Below are 23,810 nucleotides of genomic sequence, written 5' to 3'. Positions count from 1 at the left end.
TCAGCTACAAAAAAGCCCTCTCCCGGCATAACCAGAAGGGGGCTTACATTTTATCCTAAGCTTCCGATCTTTCCTTAATCTTCAGCTACTTCTTCTAATTGCTTGCGGCGTGCTTCGTGTGCCTCGTGCGCTTCCATGGTGGTCACAAAGAGGTCTTCGTACTCGCGCATGCCCGTACCAGCCGGGATACGCTTACCTACGATGACGTTCTCTTTCAGGCCGTTGAGGAAGTCCATTTTGGCACCGATCGCTGCTGTGCTCAGCACCTTAGTCGTTTCCTGGAAGGAAGCGGCAGAAATCCAGCTTTCCGTACCCAGTGAAGACTTAGTGATACCCTGCAGGAGCGAGCTTGATGTCGCAGGCACTGCATCGCGGTATTGTACCAGCTCGAGGTCGTTGCGGCGCAGCTGAGAATTTTCTTCCCGCAGCTGACGCAAAGTCACGAGTTGTCCGGGGCGCAGCTTGTTAGAGTCGCCAGACTCGGTAACGACTTTCTTATCGAAAATCCAGTCGTTCTGCTCCAGGAATTGGTACTTCTCAACCGCTTCGCCCTCGAGGAAGCTGGTATCACCCGGATCCTCGATTTGCACGCGGCGCATCATCTGACGCACGATCACCTCAATGTGCTTGTTGTTGATGGTGATACCCTGTGCCCGGTATACTTCCTGTACCCCGTTGACCAGGTAAGACTGTACGGCAAATGGCCCTTTGATGTTCAGAATATCGCGAGGGGCAGTTGCTCCATCAGACAGTGGAGTGCCTGCGCGAACGAAGTCACCTTCCTGTACCAGGATGTGCTTGGAAAGACCGATCAGGTACTTACGCTTCTGACCATCTTTCGCTTCGACCATTACCTCGCGGTTACCCCGCTTGATCTTACCGAAGGAGACTACACCGTCGATTTCAGAAACCACTGCAGGGTTGGATGGGTTACGAGCCTCGAAAAGCTCTGTTACCCGTGGCAGACCACCGGTGATATCGGCGATCTTACCCAGCTTACGTGGAATCTTGGCAATCTTCTGACCGGCGCGGATCGTATCCCCCTCATCAATAGAGAGGTAAGAGCCCACCGGCAGGTTATAACTCCGTAATTCCTCACCGTCTGCACTTACGATTTTGACAGTTGGGATTTTGCGCTTGTTCTTGCTTTCTACGATCACCTTCTCTGCGTAGCCCGTTTGATCGTCCCGCTCAACACGATAAGTTGAACCTTCTTCAATAGACTCGAACTTGGCTACACCTGAGAATTCAGAGATGATTACGGCGTTGAACGGATCCCAATCCGCAATCATATCTCCTTTCTTGATCTTCTGGCCTTCCTTCACGTGCAGGTTAGCACCGTAAGGAACATAGTGGCTCGCGAATTGCTTACCGGACTTGGCGTCCACGATCCGGATTTCACCGGTACGAGACAGAACGATGTCCTTCTCTTCACCAGGTTCTTCCACCATTTCTGTTGTCCGGATACTATCGAATTCGATCTTACCTTCAAACTTGGAAACGATCTCAGATTCTGACTTGGAAACCGATGCGATACCACCTACGTGGAAGGTCCGCAGCGTCAGCTGTGTACCCGGCTCACCGATCGACTGTGCAGCAATGATACCCACGGCATCTCCCGACTCAGCGGTCCGGCCCGTTGCCAGGTTTTTACCATAGCACTTTGCACAAACACCTCGCTTGGTGTCGCATGTGAGTACCGAACGGATCGTTACCGACTCTACTTCCGCCTCTTCTATTCTGGCAGCCATAGCCTCAGTAACATACTCTCCGGCCTTGAGCATAACCTCTTCCGTCTCGGGGTGCAGGACATCATGCAGGATGAAGCGGCCAGCAATACGGGATTTCAAATCCTCGACTACTTTGTCGTTATCCAGAAGTGCGGTGGTTTCTATGCCACGCAAGGTGTTGCAATCATCCTCATGGATAACCACGTCCTGGGCAACATCCACAAGACGACGTGTCAGGTAACCTGCATCGGCTGTCTTCAGAGCGGTATCCGCCAGACCCTTACGGGCACCGTGGGTAGAGATAAAGTACTCCAGTACGGACAGACCGTCTACGAAGTTGGACAGAATTGGGTTTTCGATAACCGCTCCACCGGTATCACCCGATTTCCGCGGCTTCGCCATCAGTCCACGAAGACCGCACAGCTGCTTAATCTGCTGCTTGGAACCCCGTGCACCGGAGTCCAGCATCATGAATACAGAGTTGAAGCCCTGCTTGTGAGAAGCCAGCTCCTTCATCAGAACATCCGTGATGCGGTTATCCGCATAGGTCCACTTATCGATAATTTGGTTATAGCGCTCGTTGTTGGTGATAAGGCCCATGTTATAGTTATCCCAGACCTCATCTACCTCAGCTTGCGCTTCTTCCAGTGTGTTGATCTTAACAGAAGGCTCGATCAGGTCACCCAGGTTGAAGGACAGACCGCCTTTGAAAGCCCAGAGGAAGCCCATTTCCTTGATCGCGTCGAGGAAGGCTGCCGTGACCGCAAAGTCAGTCCGCTCAATAACGTCACCAATGACCCGCTTCAGGTTCTTCTTCGTCAGCAGTACATTGACAAAAGGCACACCTTTGGGTACGTTTTGGTTAAACATAACCCGTCCGGTAGTTGTATCAATGATCTTATTGGCCAACTCGCCTTCTTCATTCTCTACCTTCACTCGGACCTTGATTGAAGCATGCAGGTCGAGCTGCCCTTCGTTGTAGGCAATCATCACCTCTTCAGGAGAGTAGAAACGACGACCCTCACCTTTTACTTTGGTCTCTTCGGTGGAGCGGCGCTCTTTAGTAATGTAGTAAAGCCCCAGTACCATATCCTGAGAAGGCAGCGTAACCGGCGACCCGTTCTGCGGGTTGAGCATGTTGTGAGAAGACAACATGAGCACTTGCGCTTCCAGAATTGCGGCGTGGCTCAGAGGCACGTGTACCGCCATCTGGTCACCGTCAAAGTCGGCATTGAAGGCACCACATACGAGCGGGTGCAGCTGAATCGCCTTACCCTCAATCAGCTTCGGCTGGAAGGACTGAATGGAAAGACGGTGCAGCGTTGGTGCCCGGTTAAGCATAACCGGATGCCCTTTCAGTATATTTTCGAGGATTTCCCAGATGATAGGGTCCTTACGGTCTACAAGTTTCTTAGCAGATTTTACCGTCTTCACAATACCGCGCTCGATCAACTTACGGATCACAAATGGCTTGAACAGCTCAGCTGCCATCGCCTTAGGGATACCGCACTCGTGAAGCTTAAGCGTTGGGCCTACAACGATCACCGAACGGCCGGAATAGTCCACACGCTTACCGAGCAGGTTTTGACGGAAACGCCCCTGCTTACCTTTAAGAATATCACTCAGCGACTTCAATGCCCTTCCGCCCTCAGCTTTCACAGCGTTGGATTTACGGGAGTTATCGAAGAGAGAATCCACAGCTTCCTGTAGCATCCGCTTCTCGTTACGCAGAATTACTTCAGGCGCTTTGATTTCGAGCAAGCGCTTGAGACGATTATTTCGAATAATCACCCGGCGGTAGAGGTCATTCAGGTCAGAACTCGCGAAGCGGCCACCATCCAACGGCACCAGAGGGCGCAGTTCAGGAGGTACAACCGGCAAGTACTGAATGATGGTCCATTCCGGACGATTTTCAATACGGGTCAGTCCATCGCGGAAGGCTTCCACTACCCGAAGGCGCTTCAGAGCCTCGGACTTACGCTGCTGCGAAGTTTCATTGGCAGCCTGATGGCGCAGGGCGAAGGACAACTGATCCAGTTCAAGTCGCATCAACAGGTCACGGACAGCATCCGCTCCCATCTTAGCGATGAACTTATTGGGGTCCTCATCGTCCAGCATTTGGTTGTCCTGCGGCAGGGTATCCAGAATTTCCAGGTACTCTTCTTCCGTCAGGAGGTCCATTTTAGCTACGCCTTCTTCTTCTTTCACACCTGGCTGAATCACTACATAACGCTCGTAGTAGATGATACTTTCCAGCTTCTTGGAAGAAAGCCCAAGCATATACCCAATCTTGTTGGGCAGTGATTTGAAGAACCAGATGTGTACCACAGGGACCACCAGCTTGATATGGCCCATGCGCTCACGGCGGACTTTCTTTTCCGTCACCTCCACTCCACAACGGTCACAAACAATACCCTTGTACCGGATACGCTTGTATTTACCGCAATAGCACTCATAGTCTTTTACCGGTCCGAAGATGCGTTCGCAGAACAGACCATCACGCTCCGGTTTATAGGAGCGGTAGTTGATCGTTTCCGGCTTCAGCACCTCACCGTATGAACGCTCCAGAATTTCATCCGGAGAAGACAGGCTAATGGTGATACTGTCGAAGTTTTGGGTCTGAATATTATTCTGTTTCTTAAAGGACATATGGTATTGTTGGTATGGGGCAGCAACAGGGCTGCCCCAGTGAAACAATCTTATTTGTTAGGCTGCAGCAACAGCATGACCTAGTCGAACTTCACATCCAGTGCCAGGCCGCGAAGCTCGTGCACCAGTACATTGAACGACTCCGGAATGCTTGGGTCCGGCAGTGGGTCGCCTTTCACAATAGACTCGTAAGCCTTTGCACGCCCGTTGATGTCGTCCGACTTGATGGTGAGCAACTCCTGCAGGATGTTGGCTGCACCGAATGCCTCGAGTGCCCATACCTCCATCTCACCAAAACGCTGACCACCAAACTGTGCTTTACCACCTAGTGGCTGCTGCGTGATGAGAGAGTATGGCCCGATGGAACGTGCGTGCATCTTGTCATCCACCATGTGCGACAGCTTCAGCATGTAGATCACACCTACTGTGGCTTGCTGATGGAAACGGTCGCCGGTCTCGCCATCGTAAAGATACGTCTGACCAAGGCTTGGCAATCCGGCCTGCTGAATGTACTCATCGATCTCCTCCTTGCTGGCACCATCGAAGATTGGCGTACCAAACTTCATTCCCAGCTTCTCACCTGCCCAGCCCAGTACGGTCTCGAAAATCTGTCCGAGGTTCATACGGGAAGGTACACCCAGTGGGTTCAGCACGATATCAACCGCTGTACCATCTTCCAGGAACGGCATATCTTCAATACGCACAATCCGGGAAACGATGCCTTTGTTACCGTGGCGACCTGCCAGTTTATCTCCTACACGAAGCTTACGCTTTTTAGCCATGTAGACTTTTGCCAGCTTAAGTACGCCTGCGGGCAGCTCATCACCAATGCTGATGTTGAACTTCTCGCGCTTATAACGGCCAACTTCCTCGTTCACTTTGATGCTGTAGTTGTGCAGCAGCTTAGCTATCAGACCGTTCGTGTCGTCATTGTCTGTCCAGTTCGTGTAGTCAACACTTGTGTAGTCAACTTCGCGCAACTGAGATTGTGTGAACTTGGTCCCTTTAGGAATAATAGGCTCGTTGTAGATACTCTTCACGCCCTGAGAAACCTTGCCTTTGATCAGGATCAGCAGCTTGTCAATCAGGATGGTCTTGAGCTCGTTGAGCGCAATCTTGTGCTGGTCTTCCAGCTTCGTGAGCAATTCTTTCTCCTGTGCTTTCTGGACTTTATCCTTTTTGGCACGGGCAAAGAGTTGCTTATCGATAATTACACCTTTAGTGGAAGGAGGTGCTTTCATAGATGCATCCTTCACATCACCGGCCTTATCACCGAAGATCGCACGGAGAAGCTTTTCTTCCGGAGTTGGGTCAGACTCTCCCTTAGGAGTAATCTTACCGATCAGGATATCGCTTTCACGCACCCATGCACCAACCCGGATGATACCGTTTTCGTCGAGGTCTTTGGTGGCTTCTTCACTGACGTTTGGAATATCGTTAGTCAGCTCTTCCTCACCGAGCTTGGTGTCCCGGACGTCCATTTCGAAGTGTTCGATGTGGATGGAAGTGAAGATATCCTCGCGGACTACACGCTCAGAGAGTACAATAGCATCCTCAAAGTTGTAGCCTTTCCATGGCATGAATGCCACTTTCAGGTTCTGCCCCAATGCCAGTTCGCCTTTCTCGGTAGCGTAGCCGTCACAAAGGATTTGTCCCTTCGTAACGCGCTGTCCGCGCTTTACAATCGGCTTCAGGTTAATACTTGTCCCCTGGTTCGTCCGGCGGAACTTGATCAGCTTGTAAATCTTCCGGTTGTCTTCGAAGGAAACTAATTGCTCCTCGTCGGTCCGGTCGTAGCGGATGATGATCTCATTTGCATCAACGTATTCCACTACGCCATCACCTTCGGCATTGATCAGCATACGGGAGTCACGAGCCACTTTACCTTCCAGTCCTGTACCCACAACTGGTGAGTGCGGGCGCAGCAGTGGAACGGCCTGACGCTGCATGTTTGACCCCATGAGGGCACGGTTGGCGTCATCGTTCTCAAGGAAAGGGATCATGGAAGCCGACACCCCAACAATCTGGTTAGGCGCAACGTCCATGTACTCGATTTCATCGGGCGCAAGTACGGGGAAGTCACCGTGTTCACGGCACTTAATACGATCAGACTCAAAGGCTCCTTTTTCCGTGATTGGAGCGTTCGCCTGAGCGATCCGCTTAAAGTCTTCGCCCTCAGCTGACAGGTATTCGGGTTCCAGTTTTACCTCTACGGATCCGGAAGTCACTTTCCGGTAAGGGGTTTCGAGGAAGCCCATCTTATTCACCTTCGCATGAACGCAAAGGGTGGAAATCAGACCAATGTTTGGCCCTTCCGGTGTCTCAATAGTACATAGACGGCCGTAGTGAGAATAGTGAACGTCACGTACCTCAAAGCCGGCACGCTCTCTGGAAAGACCGCCTGGCCCGAGGGCAGAAATACGCCGCTTGTGCGTAATTTCAGACAGCGGGTTGGTTTGATCCAGGAACTGAGACAACTGACTGGTTCCGAAGAACGAGTTAATCACAGAAGATAAAGTCCGTGCATTGATCAGGTCAATTGGTGTAAAGACCTCATTATCCCGAACATTCATACGCTCACGGATAGTACGGGCCATACGGGCCAGACCTACACCGAACTGCGCATAAAGCTGCTCGCCCACCGTACGTACGCGGCGGTTGCTCAGGTGATCGATGTCATCAATTTCTGCTTTCTGGTTGATCAGGCTAACCAGATACTTCACGATAGAGATGATGTCTTCACGAGTAAGTACCAGCGTTTCCTTATCAATATCCAGTTTCAGCTTGCGGTTGATCTTGTAGCGCCCCACTTCCCCGAGGTTGTAACGCTTATCGGAGAAAAACAGCTTATCGATGATACCGCGGGCGGTTTCTTCATCGGGTGGATCTGTACCGCGCAGCTGTCGGTAGATATACTGCACCGCTTCCATTTCAGAACTGGAAGGGTCTTTTTGCAGTGTATTGTATATAATGGAGTAATCCTGGTCAATTTCATCCTTTTGCAGGATAACCGTTTCGGTTTCTGCATTGAGGATAAGCTCAATATTGTCCTCGTCGAGTACAATATCCCGCTCCAGAATAATTTCATTCCGCTCAATGGTAACCACTTCACCGGTATCCTCATCTACGAAATCCTCAGACCAGCTTCGCAGTACCCGGGCCGCCAGCTTACGCCCGATAGCTTTTTCGAGCCCGTCGCGGGTAGCAGGTACTTCGTCTGCAAGGTCGAAGATATCGAGAATGGCTTTATCCGTATCATACCCGATCGCCCGCATCAGCGTCGTTACCGGGAACTTCTTCTTACGGTCGATGTAAGCATACATCACTGTATTGATGTCGGTGGCGAATTCCATCCATGCGCCCTTGAAGGGGATCACACGGGCAGAATAGATCTTGGTTCCGTTGGGGTGGAAGCTTTGCCCAAAGAATACCCCTGGCGAACGGTGAAGCTGTGACACTATGATCCGTTCAGCACCATTGATCACGAAGGTACCCTTAGGTGTCATATAAGGGATGTTCCCGAGGAATACATCCTGCACGATGGTTTGGAAATCCACGTGCTCTTCGTCATTACAAGACAGGCGCAGCTTAGCTTTCAGCGGCACACTATAAGTAAGCCCTCGCTGCATACACTCATCGATGGTGTAGCGGGGAGGGTCAACGAAGTAATCGAGAAATTCCAGAACGAAAATGTTTCTGGCATCCGTGATAGGGAAATTCTCCTGAAAAACCTTATAAAGTCCTTCGTTCATACGATTTTCAGGGGTTGTTTCCAACTGGAAGAACTCCTGAAAAGACTTTAACTGGATTTCAAGAAGATCGGGGTATGGTGAGGGAAGCTTTATTTTGCCGAAGTTCACTCTCTTCTCTTCGGCGGTCAATACCTTACCGTTTGACGTCATTGGCAATATTGTTTGTGTTCTTGGCAGTCAAGAGCTTTCTCTCAAAAGCAGCCGCTGTAATAATACCCAAAATTATGGAAAAAGTTCAATTTCCGTGAACTTATCTATACGACGATAGGCTTAGCCAGTTGGAGACCAACTCGCTAAGCCTTGAGGGGAGAGGAATAAGCTGTTTCCAAAAGGGAACCTGCTTACTCCCCTTCCTTTGTATGTGCTGATTACTTCAGCTCAACTTCAGCACCGGCGCCTTCCAGTGCTTCCTTGATTTTTTCAGCCTCTTCCTTAGGCACACCTTCTTTGATGGTACCAGGAGCGCCGTCAACCAGTTCTTTCGCTTCCTTCAGACCGACGCCAAGCAAGCCTTTCACTTCCTTAACGACTTTCAGTTTGCCTGCACCAGCAGACTTCAGGATAACGTCGAACTCAGTCTTTTCTTCAGCAGCTGCACCGCCTTCGGCTGCGCCACCACCTGCAGCAACTGCAACAGCTGCAGCAGCAGGCTCAATGCCGTATTCCTCTTTCAGGATGTTAGCCAGTTCGTTGACCTCCTTAACAGTGAGGTTGACCAGCTGTTCTGCAAATTCTTTCAGATCTGCCATTGTAAGATAATTTTTGAAGTAGTGTACGTTTAAAAATATATTGTGCGTACAGCTTGGAAGCCGTATGGATTGGGCGGCCCCACAGGGGGCTGCCAGGTTGAATTACGCCGCGCGCTCTTCCAGTGCCTTGAGCAGACCAGCAATGGTCTGACCTCCAGACTTGAGGGAGCCGATAACGTTCTTCGCAGGAGACTGCAGCAGTGAAATAACCTCTGCCAACAGGTCTTCCTTCGATTTGAGGTTCGCCAGTGCTTCGAGCTGATCGTCACCGATATAAACATCAGATTCGATATAAGCTGCTTTGAGCGCAGGCTTCTCACCGTCTTTGCGGAATTCCTTAATCAGTTTTGCAGGCGCATTTGCGGTCTCTGTAAACAGGATCGCTGTATGCCCCTTAAGTGCCTGATGAAGTTCTTCGTAATTCTTTTCCCCGGAAGCAGCTTCGAGGGCTTTCTTAATGAGGGTGTTTTTCACCACCTTCATCTCCACGCCCTTCTCGAAGCACATGCCGCGGAACTTATTGATTTGTTCTACCGTAAGCGTAGAAGAATCTGCGAGGTAAAAGTATTCTACCCCGGATAGTTTCTCCTTCAACGCCTCAATGGTAGCTGTCTTTTCTGCTCTAGTCATTGCTCTTCGGTTTTGAAAAGTTTACTTAACCAATGTTTTTGGCGTCTACCCGAATACCGGGGCTCATCGTGCTTGCCATCGTTACATTGCGCATGTAAGTACCCTTAGCAGATGCCGGGCGCATACGGCTCAGTGTGCCGAGCAGTTCCTTCGCATTTTCAGCCAGCTTTTGTGGCTCAAAGGACACGCGGCCAATGGAAGCGTGAATGATACCATATTTATCTACGCGGAAAGAAATCTTGCCGCCTTTTACGTCTGATACTGCCGCAGCAACATCCGGAGTAACCGTCCCTGTCTTAGGGTTTGGCATCAAACCACGGGGACCAAGAATACGGCCGAGCCGACCGACCTGAGCCATTGTCTGTGGCATCGCCACTACAACATCAAAGTCAGTCCAGCCACCCTGTACTTTCTGAACCAGCTCATCGAGTCCGGCATAGTCTGCACCAGCGGCTTTTGCTTCTTCTTCCTTGTCAGGAGTACAGAAAACCAATACGCGCTTGGTCTTACCGGTACCATGAGGCAGCACTACAGTGCCACGGATAGCCTGATCTGCCTTTCGTGGGTCTACGCCCAAACGAACATGCAAATCAACGGAAGCGTCAAACTTTGTCGTATTGACTTCTTTTACGAGTGCCGCGGCTTCATCGAGCGTGTAGCTCTTGCTACGATCGACTTTTGCTTCAGCAGCAGCTCGTTTTTTTCCAACTTTTGCCATTGTGAAATATTTTGAGGTGAATAGCGTCCAGGTCATGCCTGAACTCCCTGCTTAAAAATGTTTTGCTAGTTCTCAGCAGCAGCTGCCGCTGCTTCTTCCTCAGTCATCCAGGGTGGTGTGCCTTTAACAACGATACCCATACTGCGGGCAGTACCTGCAACCATCTTCATCGCGGATTCCACTGTGAAGCAGTTGAGGTCTGTCATTTTGTTTTCAGCAATTGCTTTGCAATCGTCCCAGGTTACCGTACCGACTTTGTCACGGTTAGGCTCAGAAGAACCTTTCTTAAGCTTAGCTGCGTTGAGAAGCTGTACCGCCGCCGGTGGTGTTTTGATTACGAAGGAGAAAGACTTGTCCTTAAACACCGTGATCACAACCGGCAATACCTGCCCCTGCTTGTCCTGTGTCTCCGCGTTGAAACGCTTACAGAACTCCATGATGTTGACCCCCTTAGCACCAAGAGCCGGACCTACCGGAGGAGCGGGATTAGCAGCACCACCACGAACCTGCAGCTTGATAAAAGTATCTATTTCCTTAGCCATTGTATCTCGCTTTAAAAATATTTGGGGCTACGTTGCTTAGGGGAAGCTCCTGCATTCCGGTTGCATCAGTCGGAAAACAGGGACAAAAGCGTGTAGCTAAAATTACAATCCAGTTATGAGGTCTTCTCTACCTGCATGAAGTTGAGCTCAACCTCTGTACCTCTGCCGAAGATTTTAACAATAACCTTCAGTTTTTTCTTCTCATCATTCACTTCCTGAATGTCTCCAACAAATTCGCTGAACGGACCATCAATGATCTTTACTGTCTCACCAACAATAAATGGCTCTATCATGGCTTCGCCTGCCTCCTGCGACTCATCCACTTTGCCCAGCATACGGTTGGCCTCGGAAGGGCGCATGGGGATAGGGTTATTCTTACCCAAAAAGTGAATGACATTTGGAATATTGGCGATGGTTTGAATGATCTCACCAGACAATCTGGCAGGGATAGCTTCAATCAGGATATAGCCAGGAAGGATATTCCGCTCGGAAATCACTTTTTTCCCGGCACGGATTTTATATACCTTTTCAGTTGGTACCAGTACCTGCGTAATGAAGTCTGCCCATTTTGAGCGGTCGATTTCAAGCTCAATACGTTCCTTGATCTTACGCTCTTTACCACTAATAACACGAAGAGAGTACCACTTTTTATCAGGGCCCGTAGACTCTAATGGTTCATTAGTGATTTCTTCTTCTTCGATATGCTTTTCGTTGTCCTCAGACATCATTACGGATTATCCTGAAAAATTAGAGGCTATAGATCTGGTCCAGTACGCCCTTGGACACTACATCCATGAGGAAAATAACCAGTGCGAGCAGAATGGAAGCCACCAAAACGACGACTGTGCTGCTCTGTAGGTTTGACCATGATGGCCAGGTTACCTTAGTAACAAGCTCATTATAGCTCTCTAGAATGTACAATTTCAACCTTTCCATCTTACCTCGCTTGTTAAGTTGAAGCCTAAAATTATTTTTTCCAATTTACAGAGACATCCCATAGCACAACTATCCGCTGTATCTATGGGATTCATAATGAATTTACCCTGTAAATTTTGCCAGCCAATAGCAGGTGATTTCTGCGTCCTCCGGCTTAGCACTTGCACGGGCAGGAGGACTTGAACCCCCAGCCTACGGTTTTGGAGACCGTCGCTCTACCAGTTGAGCTATGCCCGTGTGTGGAAGAAGACCGAGTCGAACACAACCCAGTCTTCCTCACTTATTTCAAGACTTGCTTACAGGCCATAAACCTGTACAAGTTTCGTTCGAAAGTTGCTTAGTCGATAATCTCAGTTACCTGACCGGCACCTACGGTACGACCGCCTTCGCGAATCGCAAAACGCAGACCCTTCTCCATTGCGATGGTGTTCAGCAGCTTCACTTCGAGTGAAACGTTGTCACCAGGCATTACCATCTCAACACCGTCTGGCAGATTCACATCACCAGTTACGTCAGTGGTACGGAAGTAGAACTGTGGGCGGTAGCCGTTGAAGAATGGCGTGTGACGGCCACCTTCTTCCTTGCTCAGTACGTAAACCTCGCACTTGAAGTGTTTGTGAGGCTTAACAGAACCTGGCTTACAGATTACCATACCACGCTTGATGTCGTTCTTGTCGATACCACGCAGCAGCAGACCAGCGTTGTCACCAGCTTCACCACGAGTCAGGATCTTACGGAACATTTCCACACCTGTGATAGTGGAAGTCAGTGGCTTCGCGTCATCAGCCATCATACCGATGATCTCAACGGGATCACCAGTGTTGATAACACCACGCTCGATACGGCCTGTAGCAACAGTACCACGACCTGTGATAGAGAATACGTCCTCGATAGGCATCAAGAAGTCCTTATCGATTGCACGCTCCGGCTCAGGAATATCTGAGTCAACAGCAGCCATCAGGTCAAGGATTTTCTGACGTGCGTCAGCATCTCCTTCGAGTGCCTTCAGTGCAGAGCCCTGGATGATAGAAGCGTTGTCGCCGTCGAATTCGTACTGATCGAGCAGCTCACGAACTTCCATCTCAACGAGCTCAAGCATTTCCTCGTCATCAACGAGGTCAACTTTGTTCATGAAGACAACGATGCTAGGTACACCTACCTGGCGAGCGAGCAGGATGTGCTCACGAGTTTGTGGCATTGGACCGTCGGTAGCAGCCACAACAAGGATCGCACCGTCCATCTGAGCAGCACCAGTAACCATATTCTTTACGTAATCAGCGTGACCTGGGCAGTCAACGTGAGCGTAGTGACGGTTTTCTGTTTGGTACTCTACGTGTGCCGTATTAATGGTGATACCACGCTCCTTTTCTTCTGGAGCAGCATCGATAGAGTCATAGTCTTTCTTCTCAGCGAAACCCGCGTCGGCCAATACGTTTGTGATTGCCGCAGTAAGCGTCGTCTTACCGTGGTCAACGTGACCGATAGTACCCACGTTCAAGTGGGGTTTCGTTCTTTCAAAAGTTTCCTTAGCCATCGGTAATCAAATTTTTGATGCGAAATTTTAGTAATGAATCAGAATAAAGTACCGTTCACTAAAGTGAGCCAATGAGGGGAATTGAACCCCTGACCCCTTCCTTACCATGGAAGTGCTCTACCCCTGAGCTACATTGGCTTAACTTTTACATTCATGAAGCTTGCACTTCCATCCTGCTACTCTTGCCAGAGTAACTTCGGTATCAGGCAGACGCTCCTTGCCGTGACCGGCTTATTTTTTGTGCCTGCCTAAGCAAGACACTTATCAATATTTCAGAAGAAGAAGATCAGGTTACCTTATTCTGATGAAGGGCACTCCCCTATTCTTCATGTTTTCCCAGCAGTCTGGGAAAATTAGAGCGGGCGACGAGACTCGAACCCGCGACCCTCAGCTTGGAAGGCTGATGCTCTACCAACTGAGCTACACCCGCTTTTCTAACTTTTCAAATGCTGCGATCCCTTTGCAGGGACCAGAAACAGCAAAACGCCTTAGCTACCTTCGTAGCATTGGCGAAAATTTCAGTTGGAACTGAAATAGTGGGGGTGATAGGATTCGAACCTATTCAGACAAAGTCACCAGATTTACAGTCTGGCCCGGCTCTCCAACTCCGGCGCACCCCCGTTTGCTTCCCAAAAACTTCTGAAAAAGCCTCCGGAAAGCAGTTTGTGTTTTAAAGCGATTTTGCTGCTTTTGAGCCAGCAGAGGGATTCGAACCCCCGACCCGCTGATTACAAATCAGCTGCTCTGGCCAACTGAGCTATGCTGGCTTATGACTCATTGTACAGCAACTTTTACACCGGAAAAGTGGTTGGTAACACCCTTCCTGAAATCGCCCCGCAAAGATAATTGAAAGAATCAAATCTGCAAGCGGTAAAACACTTTTTTTTTAGCCTGTCAAACATCGCTTTTGGATCATTTTCTCAAAGCGATTGCAAAGATACAACTTTTGTCAATATTCAAAAAGCTCGTTCACTTTTTTTGGTACTTTTTTTCAGTTGCCCGGCAAAGTTAGCAATTCCCGGACAACCTGCAATACCATTAGTCTATAGAATCGGAAAAAGTTCCCCGTTAAATAACTTGCGCCGCTTGAGCCTTAACCCAAGCGGCGCAAATAACCCCACCCTTTATACATCAGGCTTACAACAGAAAGCCTGATCTTGCGGCTTAAGCCGATTTGCGACGGAGGCGGTCTTTGTACCGGATCAGTTGCCGGCGCATCGTCGAGGCAGCACCGTCTACTGAGGACTCAAAAGTTTTGGCGGATTCCCGCACAAATAAAGTATCTCCGGGGACACTTATGCTGAGCTCTGCGATCTTGTCTTTGACCTGACCGGAGTTTTCCAGTTTCAGCGTCACCTTAGCTTCGATAATCCTGTCAAAATATTTTTCCATCTTCTGTAGCTTCTGTTCGATAAAATCGATGAGTTTCTGGTCGGCTTTGAACGATACTGCTTCTGTTTGAACTTTCATAATCTTTCCTTTTTGATGATAAAGAGGTTAAATATGGTCGCACATCAGGGGGCAGATGCTAATCTTCCCCTTTTGCGTTAGGATGGGCTTGTTGGTAAACGGCTCTTAGCCGCTCTACAGAGTTATGCGTGTATACTTGCGTGGAAGCCAGGCTGGAATGCCCCAGCAAAGCTTTTATCGCATTAAGCTCGGCGCCATTCTCAGACAAGTGAGTCGCAAAGGAGTGGCGAAGGGCGTGTGGCCCAAGCCGCTCGTCGGGGCTCACAGCCGAGAGGTACTTACGTACAATATTATAGACCAGCTTGGGGTACATAGGTTTGCCTTTTGCGGTAAGCAACAGGAGCTTTTGTTTGTTAGCCCCGTGCAGCTCTTCACGCCACCTGATGAAGTCCTGCACTTCCAGCACCAGGCTTTTCCCAATCGGCACCAGTCTTTCCTTCCCCCCTTTACCGCGGATGAGAATCTCCTGCTGCGCCCAGTTAAAGTCCTCCGGGCGGAGCGCGATCAACTCCGAGCGGCGCATCCCGGTGGCATACAGCAGCTCCAGGACCAACCGGTCTCTCTTGCCTTCATAGCCTTCCGGGAATGTGACCTCACTGAATAAGATCTGAAGTGCTTCTTTCCGCACCGCCCCCGGCAGGCGCTTCGGCAATTTGGGGGCCGATACCTTGAGGGTGGGGTCTTCCGCTAAATGCCCTCTGCGGAGCAAAAAACGGTAGTAGGCCTTAATAGTGGAAAGCTTACGGTTAACCGTCCGGGCTTCCCGCCCTTCCGTAATCAGCTCCACCATGAAAGACCGTATATGGCTGTGGCGGACCTCCTGCATTTGGTCAATACCTAAAGCCTTACTCAGGTATTCCATGAATTGCTGCAAATCTTTGCGATAAGCGGTAATGGTATGGATAGAGAAACGCTTCTCGAATTCCAGGTATTGAAAGAAGGACTCTAGTTTCATTTAGTGGGCTTAACTGTGGAATCAAGTTAGGTAGAAAAAGATTATTTGTCAAATTTTCTTATCATTGATCATCGCAGGGGACTCACTCCTGTTTATAAAGCATAGCTATGCAACGCGAAAAGAAAGACAAACATTTCATCAAAAAGCCGGTATATCCGGGCGGCCCCAAGGCACTGCGGCAGTTCATTGCGCAAAACCTCCAATACCCGAAGGAAGCGCTGAAAGCAAAGGTGGAAGGCACCGTTGTGCTGAAATACAGCATCAATCATGAGGGTCAGGTTACCGAAGCGCAGGTCGTCTCTGGCATTGGGCAGGGTTGTGATGAGGAAGCCGTACGGGTGACGAAGTTGTTAAAGTTCGAAGTGCCGAAATTGCCAGGGAAGAAGACGAAGGTGGTTTTTCACAATAGTATTAAGGTGCATTTCCGTTTGCCTAAGCCGGAAGCGCAGCCTACTGCTGTGCAATATCAGTATACAACTTCTGTGAAAAAGGAGGAGCCCGCTAAGCCTGCTGCGCCTTCGGGTGGGGGGAGTTATAGTTATACGATTGAGTTTTAATTCTTTTCAGCTCCCCAGGAATACCGGAGACTAAGCCGGGTCCGCAGGGAGGTAGTCAACTGAGTCCCTGTGCATAATTGATGCTTTGGCCTCCGCCAACCCGCCTTACCCTTTCCTCTTGTCGTACCCAAGAAGTTAGAACCGTAAAAGACAGGCGCGCATTTAAGGCGTAACTTACTCTGAGCAACCCGGCATAAGTCAGCCGGTTACGGGGGTTGTCGGCAAAGGATTTCGTACCTGAAACGAGGTCTTGCTGTGTATTGTAGTCAAATATCGGTTCAACCTGCCAATGCCTGCCCTGAATCGGCTCAAGCCCCAGGCTGCCAGACAAAGGAGGGCCACCGGAACAACAGCCTTGCCCGTAAAGGCTCAACGGCAAACAGAAAACCAGAAAGAGTTGCAGATAACGCATAGGTCAAAAATCACTCAACTGATAAACTTTGGCCCTACCTTCGACAATTATACTAAATACGCGCTGCTTAGGGGAAAGCCGGTCATCGTTATAAAGGACGGGATAGGCAATGAGGTCACTTGTTTTATAATCTCCGTAGGGATATTCCGTGTAGTCCCGATCTATCCCGGTTTGTTCACTCATTACTAACGGGTCTTGTGCCAGCCCCCGCCAGGTACCCCAGGTCGTTTCCACGAAAGGGACAAGCTCCAGCCGTTCACCCATACGGTCTCCAAAAACAGAAACGCCTTCTAACTGATGCCAGAAACTCTCCGTTATGCGATCAAAGGCCAGTAAGTTACTGTTGTAAAGTAGTCCGGACACCCCAAAACCATTTGCAAGGTCTTCTTCATTTCTTTTCCAGACTTTACCGGTTCCGGTCAGGGGGCAATAAGTAACTGATAGCGCTACTCCTCCTACGTCATCATTGACTATCTCATGCCAGTCAAGAATTTTATGAGGATAAATCTTGGTTTCGCCATTTAGGGACACCACAAGGACCAGGTCATTGTCTTCCAGATAAAAAGGGTCCTCCGGATCAATTGTCAGTGGATTATAGACCATAAAAGGCGGGGCATCGAGTGCAGGTATCCCATCAAAGCCCGTACCCTGTCCAACATAGGAGAAAGGTATGCTCCATTCAGCGGTAGTATCCGGATTTACCGATACCGCCCGGGGGCCCTGACCCTGTAACTCCAGTCCCGGATAAAAAGCCCCAAAAACAAACCAATAGCCCATTCCGGAATTGACATACTTTAGCTGAGCACCAGCATCGGGACCAAAGGTAGCACGACCGAAAACATCCCAGTTGTTCCCCTGCTCATCCTCCATGATAACAGGAAGCCGCCCCTGCACAGGAGAAAAGTTCCTCACCTCCCCTTCAAAGAGTCGGGAGAAGGCGACCACTAGATTACGGCGCTCACTTCCCGCTACCACAACGGGCTCCCCATTGAATTCTTCCTGTAGGAGCTTTATTGACCCGGTACCTATATTATTTCCAGGGTTTACAGGTTCAGGCACCCCTTGCTCATCGCTGCAACCTAATGTCAAGATGCCTGCTAAAATCCAAATCGCCCAAAGGCCTCTACTACTCATAAGCCCGCGTATTAAAGTAAATAGTAAAGTTAAGTTGTTTTTGCCATGGCAACTGTCCCCGCCCGAACACTAACCATCGCTAAAAGACATTCAGCGGGTATACCTTGCACCTCCCATCCGCAACAACTGCGAAGACCCGCTCCTTGGATGGAAGGCGGTGGTCCTCAAAAAGTAACGGGTAGGTAATATGGTCATTGGTCTGATAATCACCATAGGGGAAATCCCTGTAAGCATAGCCGCTACCTTGCAGGTCAGATACAACCACCGGAGAGGGATCCACTCTTGTCCAGGTTCCCCAGGTCGTTTCCAGATAATGCCGCAGCGCCAGTGATTCCCCCTGTAATCCTCCAAATATGCACCTGCCTTCCAGCTGCCACCAAAAACTCTCTGTGAATCGGTCGAAAGCCAGCATATTATTGTTGTAGATCAGCCCAGACACTCCATAAAGGATACTGTCTCTTTCCCACACTTTTGCGGTCCCGGTTAGCGGACTGTAAGTAACCGAAACCGGGATTCCGCCGACTTCGTCGTTTATGATTTCGTGCCAGTTTAGGATAGCGTGTGGATAGACTTTTGTTTCTCCGTTGATTCGGACCACAACGACCAGGTCTTCATCTGTTAGGTAAAACCCATCATCCGGTGAAATTTCGAAAGGATGGTATTGTATGAACTGGGGATTGTCAAGGGCTTCTATCTCATTAAAGTCTGCTCCCTGCGCCACCCCTGCTTCCGGAATACTCCATCCCGGTAGTGTATCCCATGCCAGGGGCGCATCGATACCTCCCGCCTCATGCAGTTCAAGCCCGGGATAAGATGCGCTAAAGACAAACCAATACCCCATTCCGGCATTAAGTGGGCGAAGCTGACTGCCCGCCAAAGGACCATTGACTGCTCGCCCCCAAACATCCCAGCTGGTACCGGAAGCATCAGTCATAATAACAGGAAAGCTACGGTCTACCCCCTGAAAGTCTAGCAACACGCCGTTGAGTTCGCGCTCAAAAGCCACCACCACGTTGCGGGCTTTACTTCCCGCCACGACTATGTGCTTTCCTGCAAGCCAATCCTCTATTACTTTGGTCTTTGGCCCCGGGCTCGCAGGAATGGTAGTTTCCGGCACGGGCACATCCGCTGAACAGCCTACACAGATCAAGGTGACAAGAACCACCCACAGGGATAAATATTTCATAATCGGAGATGACAATTCCTGGAATAAGTAAGGGCTGTTGCCACATCAGTAACAACAGCCCCTACACGATTAACTCGGAGTATTAACTCTGTCGAGCTTAACTTAGTTCACGTCCCACCACAACTTTGAGCTCAGGTCGTTAGGGTTAGAAGTAACGGCCTGCAAAGAAGAGTTGTTACGCGTCTGCTCACTAATTGGATAAGGCAGGCGAACAGGGATTACATCGTTGGTAGCAGCAGCTGGCACTTCCAGCTGCGGGTAGTCCAGACGGCGCCATTCTGCCCATGCCTGAGGGCCATTCATGTAGAATGCAATCCACTTTTGCCAGCCCAAAGACTCTTTCCAGTTGTCTGCGTTGTAAGGGTTAGCAGCAACGTAGTCTGCAATCGCAGCCTCATCAGTGATACCCCAGTAGTTCATAGACGCTTCGATACCTGCAGCATAAGCAGCAGCAGCATCTCCAGCGAGAATTCCACGCTGGAAAGCCTCAGCTGCCAGGAAGTTCACCTCAGCAAAGTCAATGATCACAGCCGGAGCAGTAGCCTCACGTACCCTTCCGCTTGGACGGGAAGTTGTGGACTTCAGTGCGAATGCATCACCGTCAGTCAGGCCATAAGGCATACCTACGATTTCACCACTGTTGGTAGGAGCTGCATACACATCAAGACGAGGGTCTCCCATAGCCTTGAGATTGTCAACCAGTACATCAGTGACGGCAAAGTCATCACGGGTATTGATTACAGCATCAATGAAGAGCGGGTTTGCAATATTTGGATCAGAAGAGAATTCAAACAGTGCATTATCCTCATTGCCTTCAAGCATACCACCTTCAGCTGCAGAAGCGATGTACGTCTTGGCAGTGTTCTCGTCCACATCAACAATACGCATAGCCATACGCATCATCAGAGAGTTACCGAGCTTGCGCCACATGTCAACATCACCGTTATAGATCAATTCGCCGGAATCAAATGAACCAGAAGAAGGATCAAGTGCATTAACAGCCGCCTGCATACGTGCAAGCAGGTCCGTATAAATGCTCTGCTGTGTATCATAGGCAGGGAGTGGGAACTCGATACTCTTCAACGCCTGTGTGTAAGGCATATCACCGAAAGCATCCACCATATTGTGGAAAGTATGAACCATCAGGATTTCAATGATAGCAATCTGGTTGCCCCGCACCGCTTCTGTAAGCGTTTCGTCCATCTGGATCATTCCTTTTGCCACTTCAAGTTCTTTCAGAACGTCTGTATAGAAGTCGACCCATTCCACATCAAAGTCATTGCCATCTACGGTATAACGAGACTCTTCAGCGTACTCATTCTGAGCCCAGTGCTGCACACAAAGCATGGTCCACTCTGCGTTATAACCACGGCTCCAAAGTACACGATTGACCTGATACTCCGCTTCTGTCACCAGGTTTACAGCGGGTACATCGATTGGGTTATTCGGGTCAATGTTTAGCTCTGTGATATCCTCACAGGCAGTAGACCCAACCAGCAGTACGCTTAGTAGTAGGGCATACTTATATTGAAAGATATATTTCATTGTAAACTTTTATTTAAGTTAAAAAACACCGAACAAAACGCCTGGCGGGCGAAAGCATTGCCCGCCAAACGTTTCGGTATTGTTAAAATTAAAGCTTGAAGCTCAGGTTAACACCCATAGAACGGGTAGAAGGAATCTGTGCGTTTTCCAGTCCCTGATCGTTACCAGCACCTGTGATGATCTGTGGATCGAGGTATGGCAGGTCAGCAGTAAGGATAGCCAGGTTACGGCCAAAGATAGACACCGTTACGTCACGGAATGGCGCTTTGCCAAACAGACGGTTAGGAATCTTGTAGCCAAGGCGTACGTCACGCAGCTTGATAAAGCTGGCTTCGTATACGTTTGGCGCAGCACGGTTCCAGTAGGTCTGGTAATATACCTGTGGATCAACCGCAATATCGTTTGGCGTACCGTCTTCCTTCACACCTGGCAGGATCAAACCTTCGGCACGAATGTCATCGATTCCGTTGAAAGAAACGGTCTCAGGGTGCATGCCGGAGTACTTAGACCACTGCAGAGATGTAGAGTGGATAGCCCCTCCTTTCTGGAAGTCAAACAAAACGCTACCAAAGAGCCCCTTGTAGCGGAAGCCTGTCTGCAGGCCACCGGTCCAGTCTGCGATCGCAGAACCGAGGAATACACGCTCACTGGTAAACTGGTAGAACCCGTCTTCATCCACCAGGCGCTCACCATTTTCATTAAACACGTAGTCTTGTCCGAAGATAGCCATGTATGGCAGTCCTTCAGCAATACGAAGGTCAGCAGCCCATGTGCCTCCACGTGCAATACTTTCCACACCGTCAGCAAGGCTAACCACCTCGTTGTTCTGGCGCAGTGCATTCAGCGTAATATTCCACTGGAAGTCCTCAGTTTCGATTGGCACTACGTTTACCTGGAATTCTACGCCATAGTTGCGCATCTCACCGGCATTAAGAATTTTGGAAGTATAGCCGGTAGCTGCTGAGGCAGGAACAGAGAATATCTGGTCTTCTGTAGTCCGGTCATAGTAAGCGATATCAATGCCGAATCGGCCATTGAACATGCGCAGATCAAGACCAAATTCATACTCAGAAGTAAGCTCTGGGCCAAGATTTGGATTATTCTGTCCGTTTGGTACCGCATAGCGAGGGTTGCCCATATAGTTAGGCACCTGTGGAGAGAATACGTCTGTCAGGCGGTAAGGATCAGCATCCAGACCTACCTGAGCGTAGCTTGCCCGTACTTTCGCGAATGAGATCGGGCCGATGGCACCACCGAATACCGGTAAGTCAGAAATTACTGCACTCAATGAAACGGATGGGTAAAAGTAAGAATTTGACCCTTCCGGAAGCGTGGAAGACCAGTCATTACGAGCGGTAACATCCATGTACAGCCAATTGTCAAAGCCGATAGAAGCCAGACCAAATACACTATTGATACCCCACTCCTGCTCGTTCGTTGATACGATTGGAGAAGCCAGGGAGTTGCTAATATTGTAGAAACCTTCCAGTGCCAGACCGCCATTAGTCTCAGCAGAAGTACGGCGGATGAACTGACGCATGCGGTTACCACCAGCAACAACATTCAATGAAATGCGGTCGAAGTCTTTGTTATAGCTCAACTTTGCTTCCATGTTAGTTTCCTGGAAGCGGCGCTCTTCCTCTCCGTAGTAAGAAGTCTCCACGGACTGAATTGGAATACCTTCGCGAGTGCTGAACTGATAGAAATCTGTACCAGCGCGGCCGGAAAGTGAAAGGCCTTCAGCAAGGTCAACAACTACCTGACCATTACCGAAGAAGCGGTTACGGGTATCTTCCTGCAGGAAGTTCTCACGTACCCAGAATGGGTTATCAAAGAAGTTGGGCTGCTCATCGTAGAACAACAGATTGTTGTCAGCGTCCTTTTGAGGGCCACGTGCATTCCAGGTCTGCTGGAAACCATCCGTGCGGACATCGTTGCGCAGACGGTCCATATCCAGCTGTGTTTGCCACCACTGGGTGAAGGCCTGCATTGGATTACCGTTGTTGTAGCCCGTTACGTTACGGTTTTGTGCATCCGTACGAACGTAGTTACCTGCCAGTTCCACACGTACGCGATCGTGGATTTTGTACCCGGAGTTGAAGGTAAGTGTGTTACGCTCGAGTTCACCGTTGGGCATAGTGCCAGCCTGGCTCAGGTTGGTGAAGCCCAGGCGGAAGTTACCTTGGTCGTTAGCGCCACTAAGCGCGATGCTGTTCTGTAGCGTCTGACCTGTTTCGAAGAAGTCTTCGTAGCCGGAGTTAGGAGCAACCCATGGGCGTACTTCTTTGTACAGTGGGCTGCCTGGGTCCCAGCTGTCCCAGTGGCGAACCAGACGGTTAGGGTCATACTTTGGTCCCCATGAACCGTCCTTTGAGTAAGAAGGATAGAGGTATTCCTGACCATCCTGAATTACAGTATTGAACCCGTGTGGGGTACCTGTGTTCAAGGCACCGCCGCCGTATTCCTGCTGGTGAGGGATGAGGTTGTTCACCTGATCAAGCGTCATGCTTGAGTTCACTTCAACACCAATTCCCTTGCCTTTGCGGCCGGAACCGTCCTTGGTTGTGATCAGGATAACACCGTTTGCACCACGCTGACCGTAGAGTGCAGATGCAGCCGCACCTTTCAGTACCGTCATGCTTTCGATGCTTTCAGGGTCAATGTCCTGAATGGTGTTACCATAGTCATAGGCTGTACCACCACCAAAACCGCGCATCTGCGCATTGGAAGCGAAGTTGGAGTTATCCAGCGGGATTCCATCTACAACGAACAGCGGCTGGTTATCACCAAGGAAAGAGTTGGAACCCCGAATGGTAATACGGGAAGAACCGCCCAACGAAGAAGGTGCGCCCTGGATCTGAATACCCGCAACTTTACCGTTGAGGGAGTTCACAACGTTGACTTCCTTGGTCTCCGCCAGTTCTGCACCTGAAACCTCCTGTACGGAGTAACCAAGTGCCTTTTCCTGGCGCTCAATACCAAGGGCAGCCACCACAACCTCCTGAAGATTCACACCTTCTGTCATAGTGATGTCCAATGCAGTCTGATTGCCCACCTCTACTTCCATCGTTTCGAAGCCGGTGTAGCTGACTACAAAAATGGCATCTTCACCCTTTACATTGATGGAGTAAGCCCCATCGATATCGGTGATTGTACCCGTTGTTGTTCCTTTGACTAAGATACTGGCACCCAGGAGCGGGTCGCCGTTTTGGTCACTTATAGTACCAGTGACAGTTCTCTGTGCGAGCATGGAACCAATGGCAAAGACCACCAGTCCCAGCACTAGTGAGAGTTTTTTCATACTAATTACT

The 23,810-nt window shown here is 49.8% G+C and carries 17 protein-coding genes and 5 tRNA genes; 2 read left to right on the top strand and 20 right to left on the bottom strand.

What is annotated here, in order from left to right; genetic code table 11:
- Positions 1-74: 74 nt before the first annotated feature.
- The 14 genes from rpoC to IX84_RS16095 all read right to left on the bottom strand — a co-directional run bounded on the left by rpoC (position 75) and on the right by IX84_RS16095 (position 14,007).
- Positions 75-4,379: a DNA-directed RNA polymerase subunit beta' gene (gene rpoC, locus IX84_RS16160; protein ID WP_044222981.1), complete on the bottom strand. Its 4,305-nt coding sequence runs from the start codon at positions 4,377-4,379 to the stop codon at positions 75-77.
- An 80-nt stretch (positions 4,380-4,459) separates the two neighbouring features.
- Positions 4,460-8,281 carry a DNA-directed RNA polymerase subunit beta gene (gene rpoB, locus IX84_RS16155; protein WP_044222976.1) on the bottom strand — a complete coding sequence of 1,274 codons (3,822 nt, stop codon included), beginning with the start codon at positions 8,279-8,281 and terminating at the stop codon, positions 4,460-4,462.
- Positions 8,282-8,499: 218 nt separating this feature from the next.
- Positions 8,500-8,880 (bottom strand): 50S ribosomal protein L7/L12, encoded by a 381-nt coding sequence (gene rplL, locus IX84_RS16150; RefSeq protein WP_044222973.1) that lies wholly within the window; start codon positions 8,878-8,880, stop codon positions 8,500-8,502.
- A 102-nt stretch (positions 8,881-8,982) separates the two neighbouring features.
- Complete coding sequence (gene rplJ / locus IX84_RS16145; RefSeq protein ID WP_044222970.1) at positions 8,983-9,510, bottom strand: 50S ribosomal protein L10; 528 nt, start codon at positions 9,508-9,510, stop codon at positions 8,983-8,985.
- A 25-nt stretch (positions 9,511-9,535) separates the two neighbouring features.
- Positions 9,536-10,228, bottom strand: coding sequence for a 50S ribosomal protein L1 (gene rplA / locus IX84_RS16140; protein WP_044222967.1), 693 nt, complete (start codon positions 10,226-10,228; stop codon positions 9,536-9,538).
- A 65-nt stretch (positions 10,229-10,293) separates the two neighbouring features.
- Positions 10,294-10,770 (bottom strand): 50S ribosomal protein L11, encoded by a 477-nt coding sequence (gene rplK, locus IX84_RS16135; RefSeq protein WP_044222964.1) that lies wholly within the window; start codon positions 10,768-10,770, stop codon positions 10,294-10,296.
- A gap of 113 nt (positions 10,771-10,883) precedes the next feature.
- Complete coding sequence (nusG, locus tag IX84_RS16130; RefSeq protein WP_238578293.1) at positions 10,884-11,498, bottom strand: transcription termination/antitermination protein NusG; 615 nt, start codon at positions 11,496-11,498, stop codon at positions 10,884-10,886.
- Positions 11,499-11,517: 19 nt separating this feature from the next.
- Entirely contained in the window at positions 11,518-11,706 is a 189-nt protein-coding gene (secE, locus tag IX84_RS16125) for a preprotein translocase subunit SecE (RefSeq protein ID WP_044222961.1), read from the bottom strand.
- Between the two features lie 164 nt (positions 11,707-11,870).
- Positions 11,871-11,943 (bottom strand) — tRNA-Trp (locus tag IX84_RS16120).
- 100 nt (positions 11,944-12,043) lie between these two features.
- Positions 12,044-13,240 (bottom strand): elongation factor Tu, encoded by a 1,197-nt coding sequence (gene tuf / locus IX84_RS16115; protein ID WP_044222958.1) that lies wholly within the window; start codon positions 13,238-13,240, stop codon positions 12,044-12,046.
- A gap of 66 nt (positions 13,241-13,306) precedes the next feature.
- A tRNA-Thr gene (locus IX84_RS16110) sits at positions 13,307-13,378 on the bottom strand.
- A 219-nt stretch (positions 13,379-13,597) separates the two neighbouring features.
- Positions 13,598-13,670 (bottom strand) — tRNA-Gly (locus IX84_RS16105).
- A gap of 107 nt (positions 13,671-13,777) precedes the next feature.
- A tRNA-Tyr gene (locus tag IX84_RS16100) sits at positions 13,778-13,860 on the bottom strand.
- Positions 13,861-13,933: 73 nt separating this feature from the next.
- Positions 13,934-14,007: transfer RNA gene (locus IX84_RS16095), tRNA-Thr, on the bottom strand.
- A gap of 79 nt (positions 14,008-14,086) precedes the next feature.
- Between IX84_RS16095 and IX84_RS32975 the strand changes: the two genes are divergently transcribed.
- Positions 14,087-14,395, top strand: a complete 309-nt coding sequence (locus tag IX84_RS32975; RefSeq protein WP_152605091.1) for a hypothetical protein — start codon at positions 14,087-14,089, stop codon at positions 14,393-14,395.
- Between the two features lie 9 nt (positions 14,396-14,404).
- On the opposite strand, the gene hpf is transcribed toward IX84_RS32975, so the two are convergent.
- Positions 14,405-14,710 carry a ribosome hibernation-promoting factor, HPF/YfiA family gene (hpf, locus tag IX84_RS16090; RefSeq protein WP_044222956.1) on the bottom strand — a complete coding sequence of 102 codons (306 nt, stop codon included), beginning with the start codon at positions 14,708-14,710 and terminating at the stop codon, positions 14,405-14,407.
- Positions 14,711-14,768: 58 nt separating this feature from the next.
- Complete coding sequence (locus tag IX84_RS16085) at positions 14,769-15,665, bottom strand: tyrosine-type recombinase/integrase (RefSeq protein ID WP_044222955.1); 897 nt, start codon at positions 15,663-15,665, stop codon at positions 14,769-14,771.
- Between the two features lie 107 nt (positions 15,666-15,772).
- Between IX84_RS16085 and IX84_RS16080 the strand changes: the two genes are divergently transcribed.
- Positions 15,773-16,222 (top strand): energy transducer TonB, encoded by a 450-nt coding sequence (locus IX84_RS16080; RefSeq protein ID WP_052516062.1) that lies wholly within the window; start codon positions 15,773-15,775, stop codon positions 16,220-16,222.
- Positions 16,223-16,637: 415 nt separating this feature from the next.
- Here the strand turns inward: IX84_RS16080 and IX84_RS31105 are convergent, their stop codons facing one another.
- The 4 genes from IX84_RS31105 to IX84_RS16055 all read right to left on the bottom strand — a co-directional run bounded on the left by IX84_RS31105 (position 16,638) and on the right by IX84_RS16055 (position 23,800).
- Positions 16,638-17,768: a DUF3179 domain-containing protein gene (locus IX84_RS31105; RefSeq protein WP_052516061.1), complete on the bottom strand. Its 1,131-nt coding sequence runs from the start codon at positions 17,766-17,768 to the stop codon at positions 16,638-16,640.
- A gap of 79 nt (positions 17,769-17,847) precedes the next feature.
- A complete protein-coding gene (locus tag IX84_RS31100) occupies positions 17,848-18,954 on the bottom strand; it encodes a DUF3179 domain-containing (seleno)protein (RefSeq protein ID WP_052516060.1) in 1,107 nt (368 codons plus the stop codon).
- Positions 18,955-19,056: 102 nt separating this feature from the next.
- A complete protein-coding gene (locus IX84_RS16060; RefSeq protein WP_044222935.1) occupies positions 19,057-20,499 on the bottom strand; it encodes a SusD/RagB family nutrient-binding outer membrane lipoprotein in 1,443 nt (480 codons plus the stop codon).
- A gap of 88 nt (positions 20,500-20,587) precedes the next feature.
- The gene (locus tag IX84_RS16055) at positions 20,588-23,800 is read right to left on the bottom strand and encodes a SusC/RagA family TonB-linked outer membrane protein (protein ID WP_044222932.1); all 3,213 of its coding nucleotides are present in this window, start codon (positions 23,798-23,800) and stop codon (positions 20,588-20,590) included.
- Between the last annotated feature and the right edge of the window lie 10 nt (positions 23,801-23,810).

The organism is Phaeodactylibacter xiamenensis (genome assembly GCF_000759025.1).
Taxonomy (GTDB): Bacteria; Bacteroidota; Bacteroidia; order Chitinophagales; family Saprospiraceae; genus Phaeodactylibacter; species Phaeodactylibacter xiamenensis.
The sequence above is the reverse complement of the archived record's forward strand: the minus strand, read 5'-3'. Positions and strand labels throughout refer to the sequence as shown.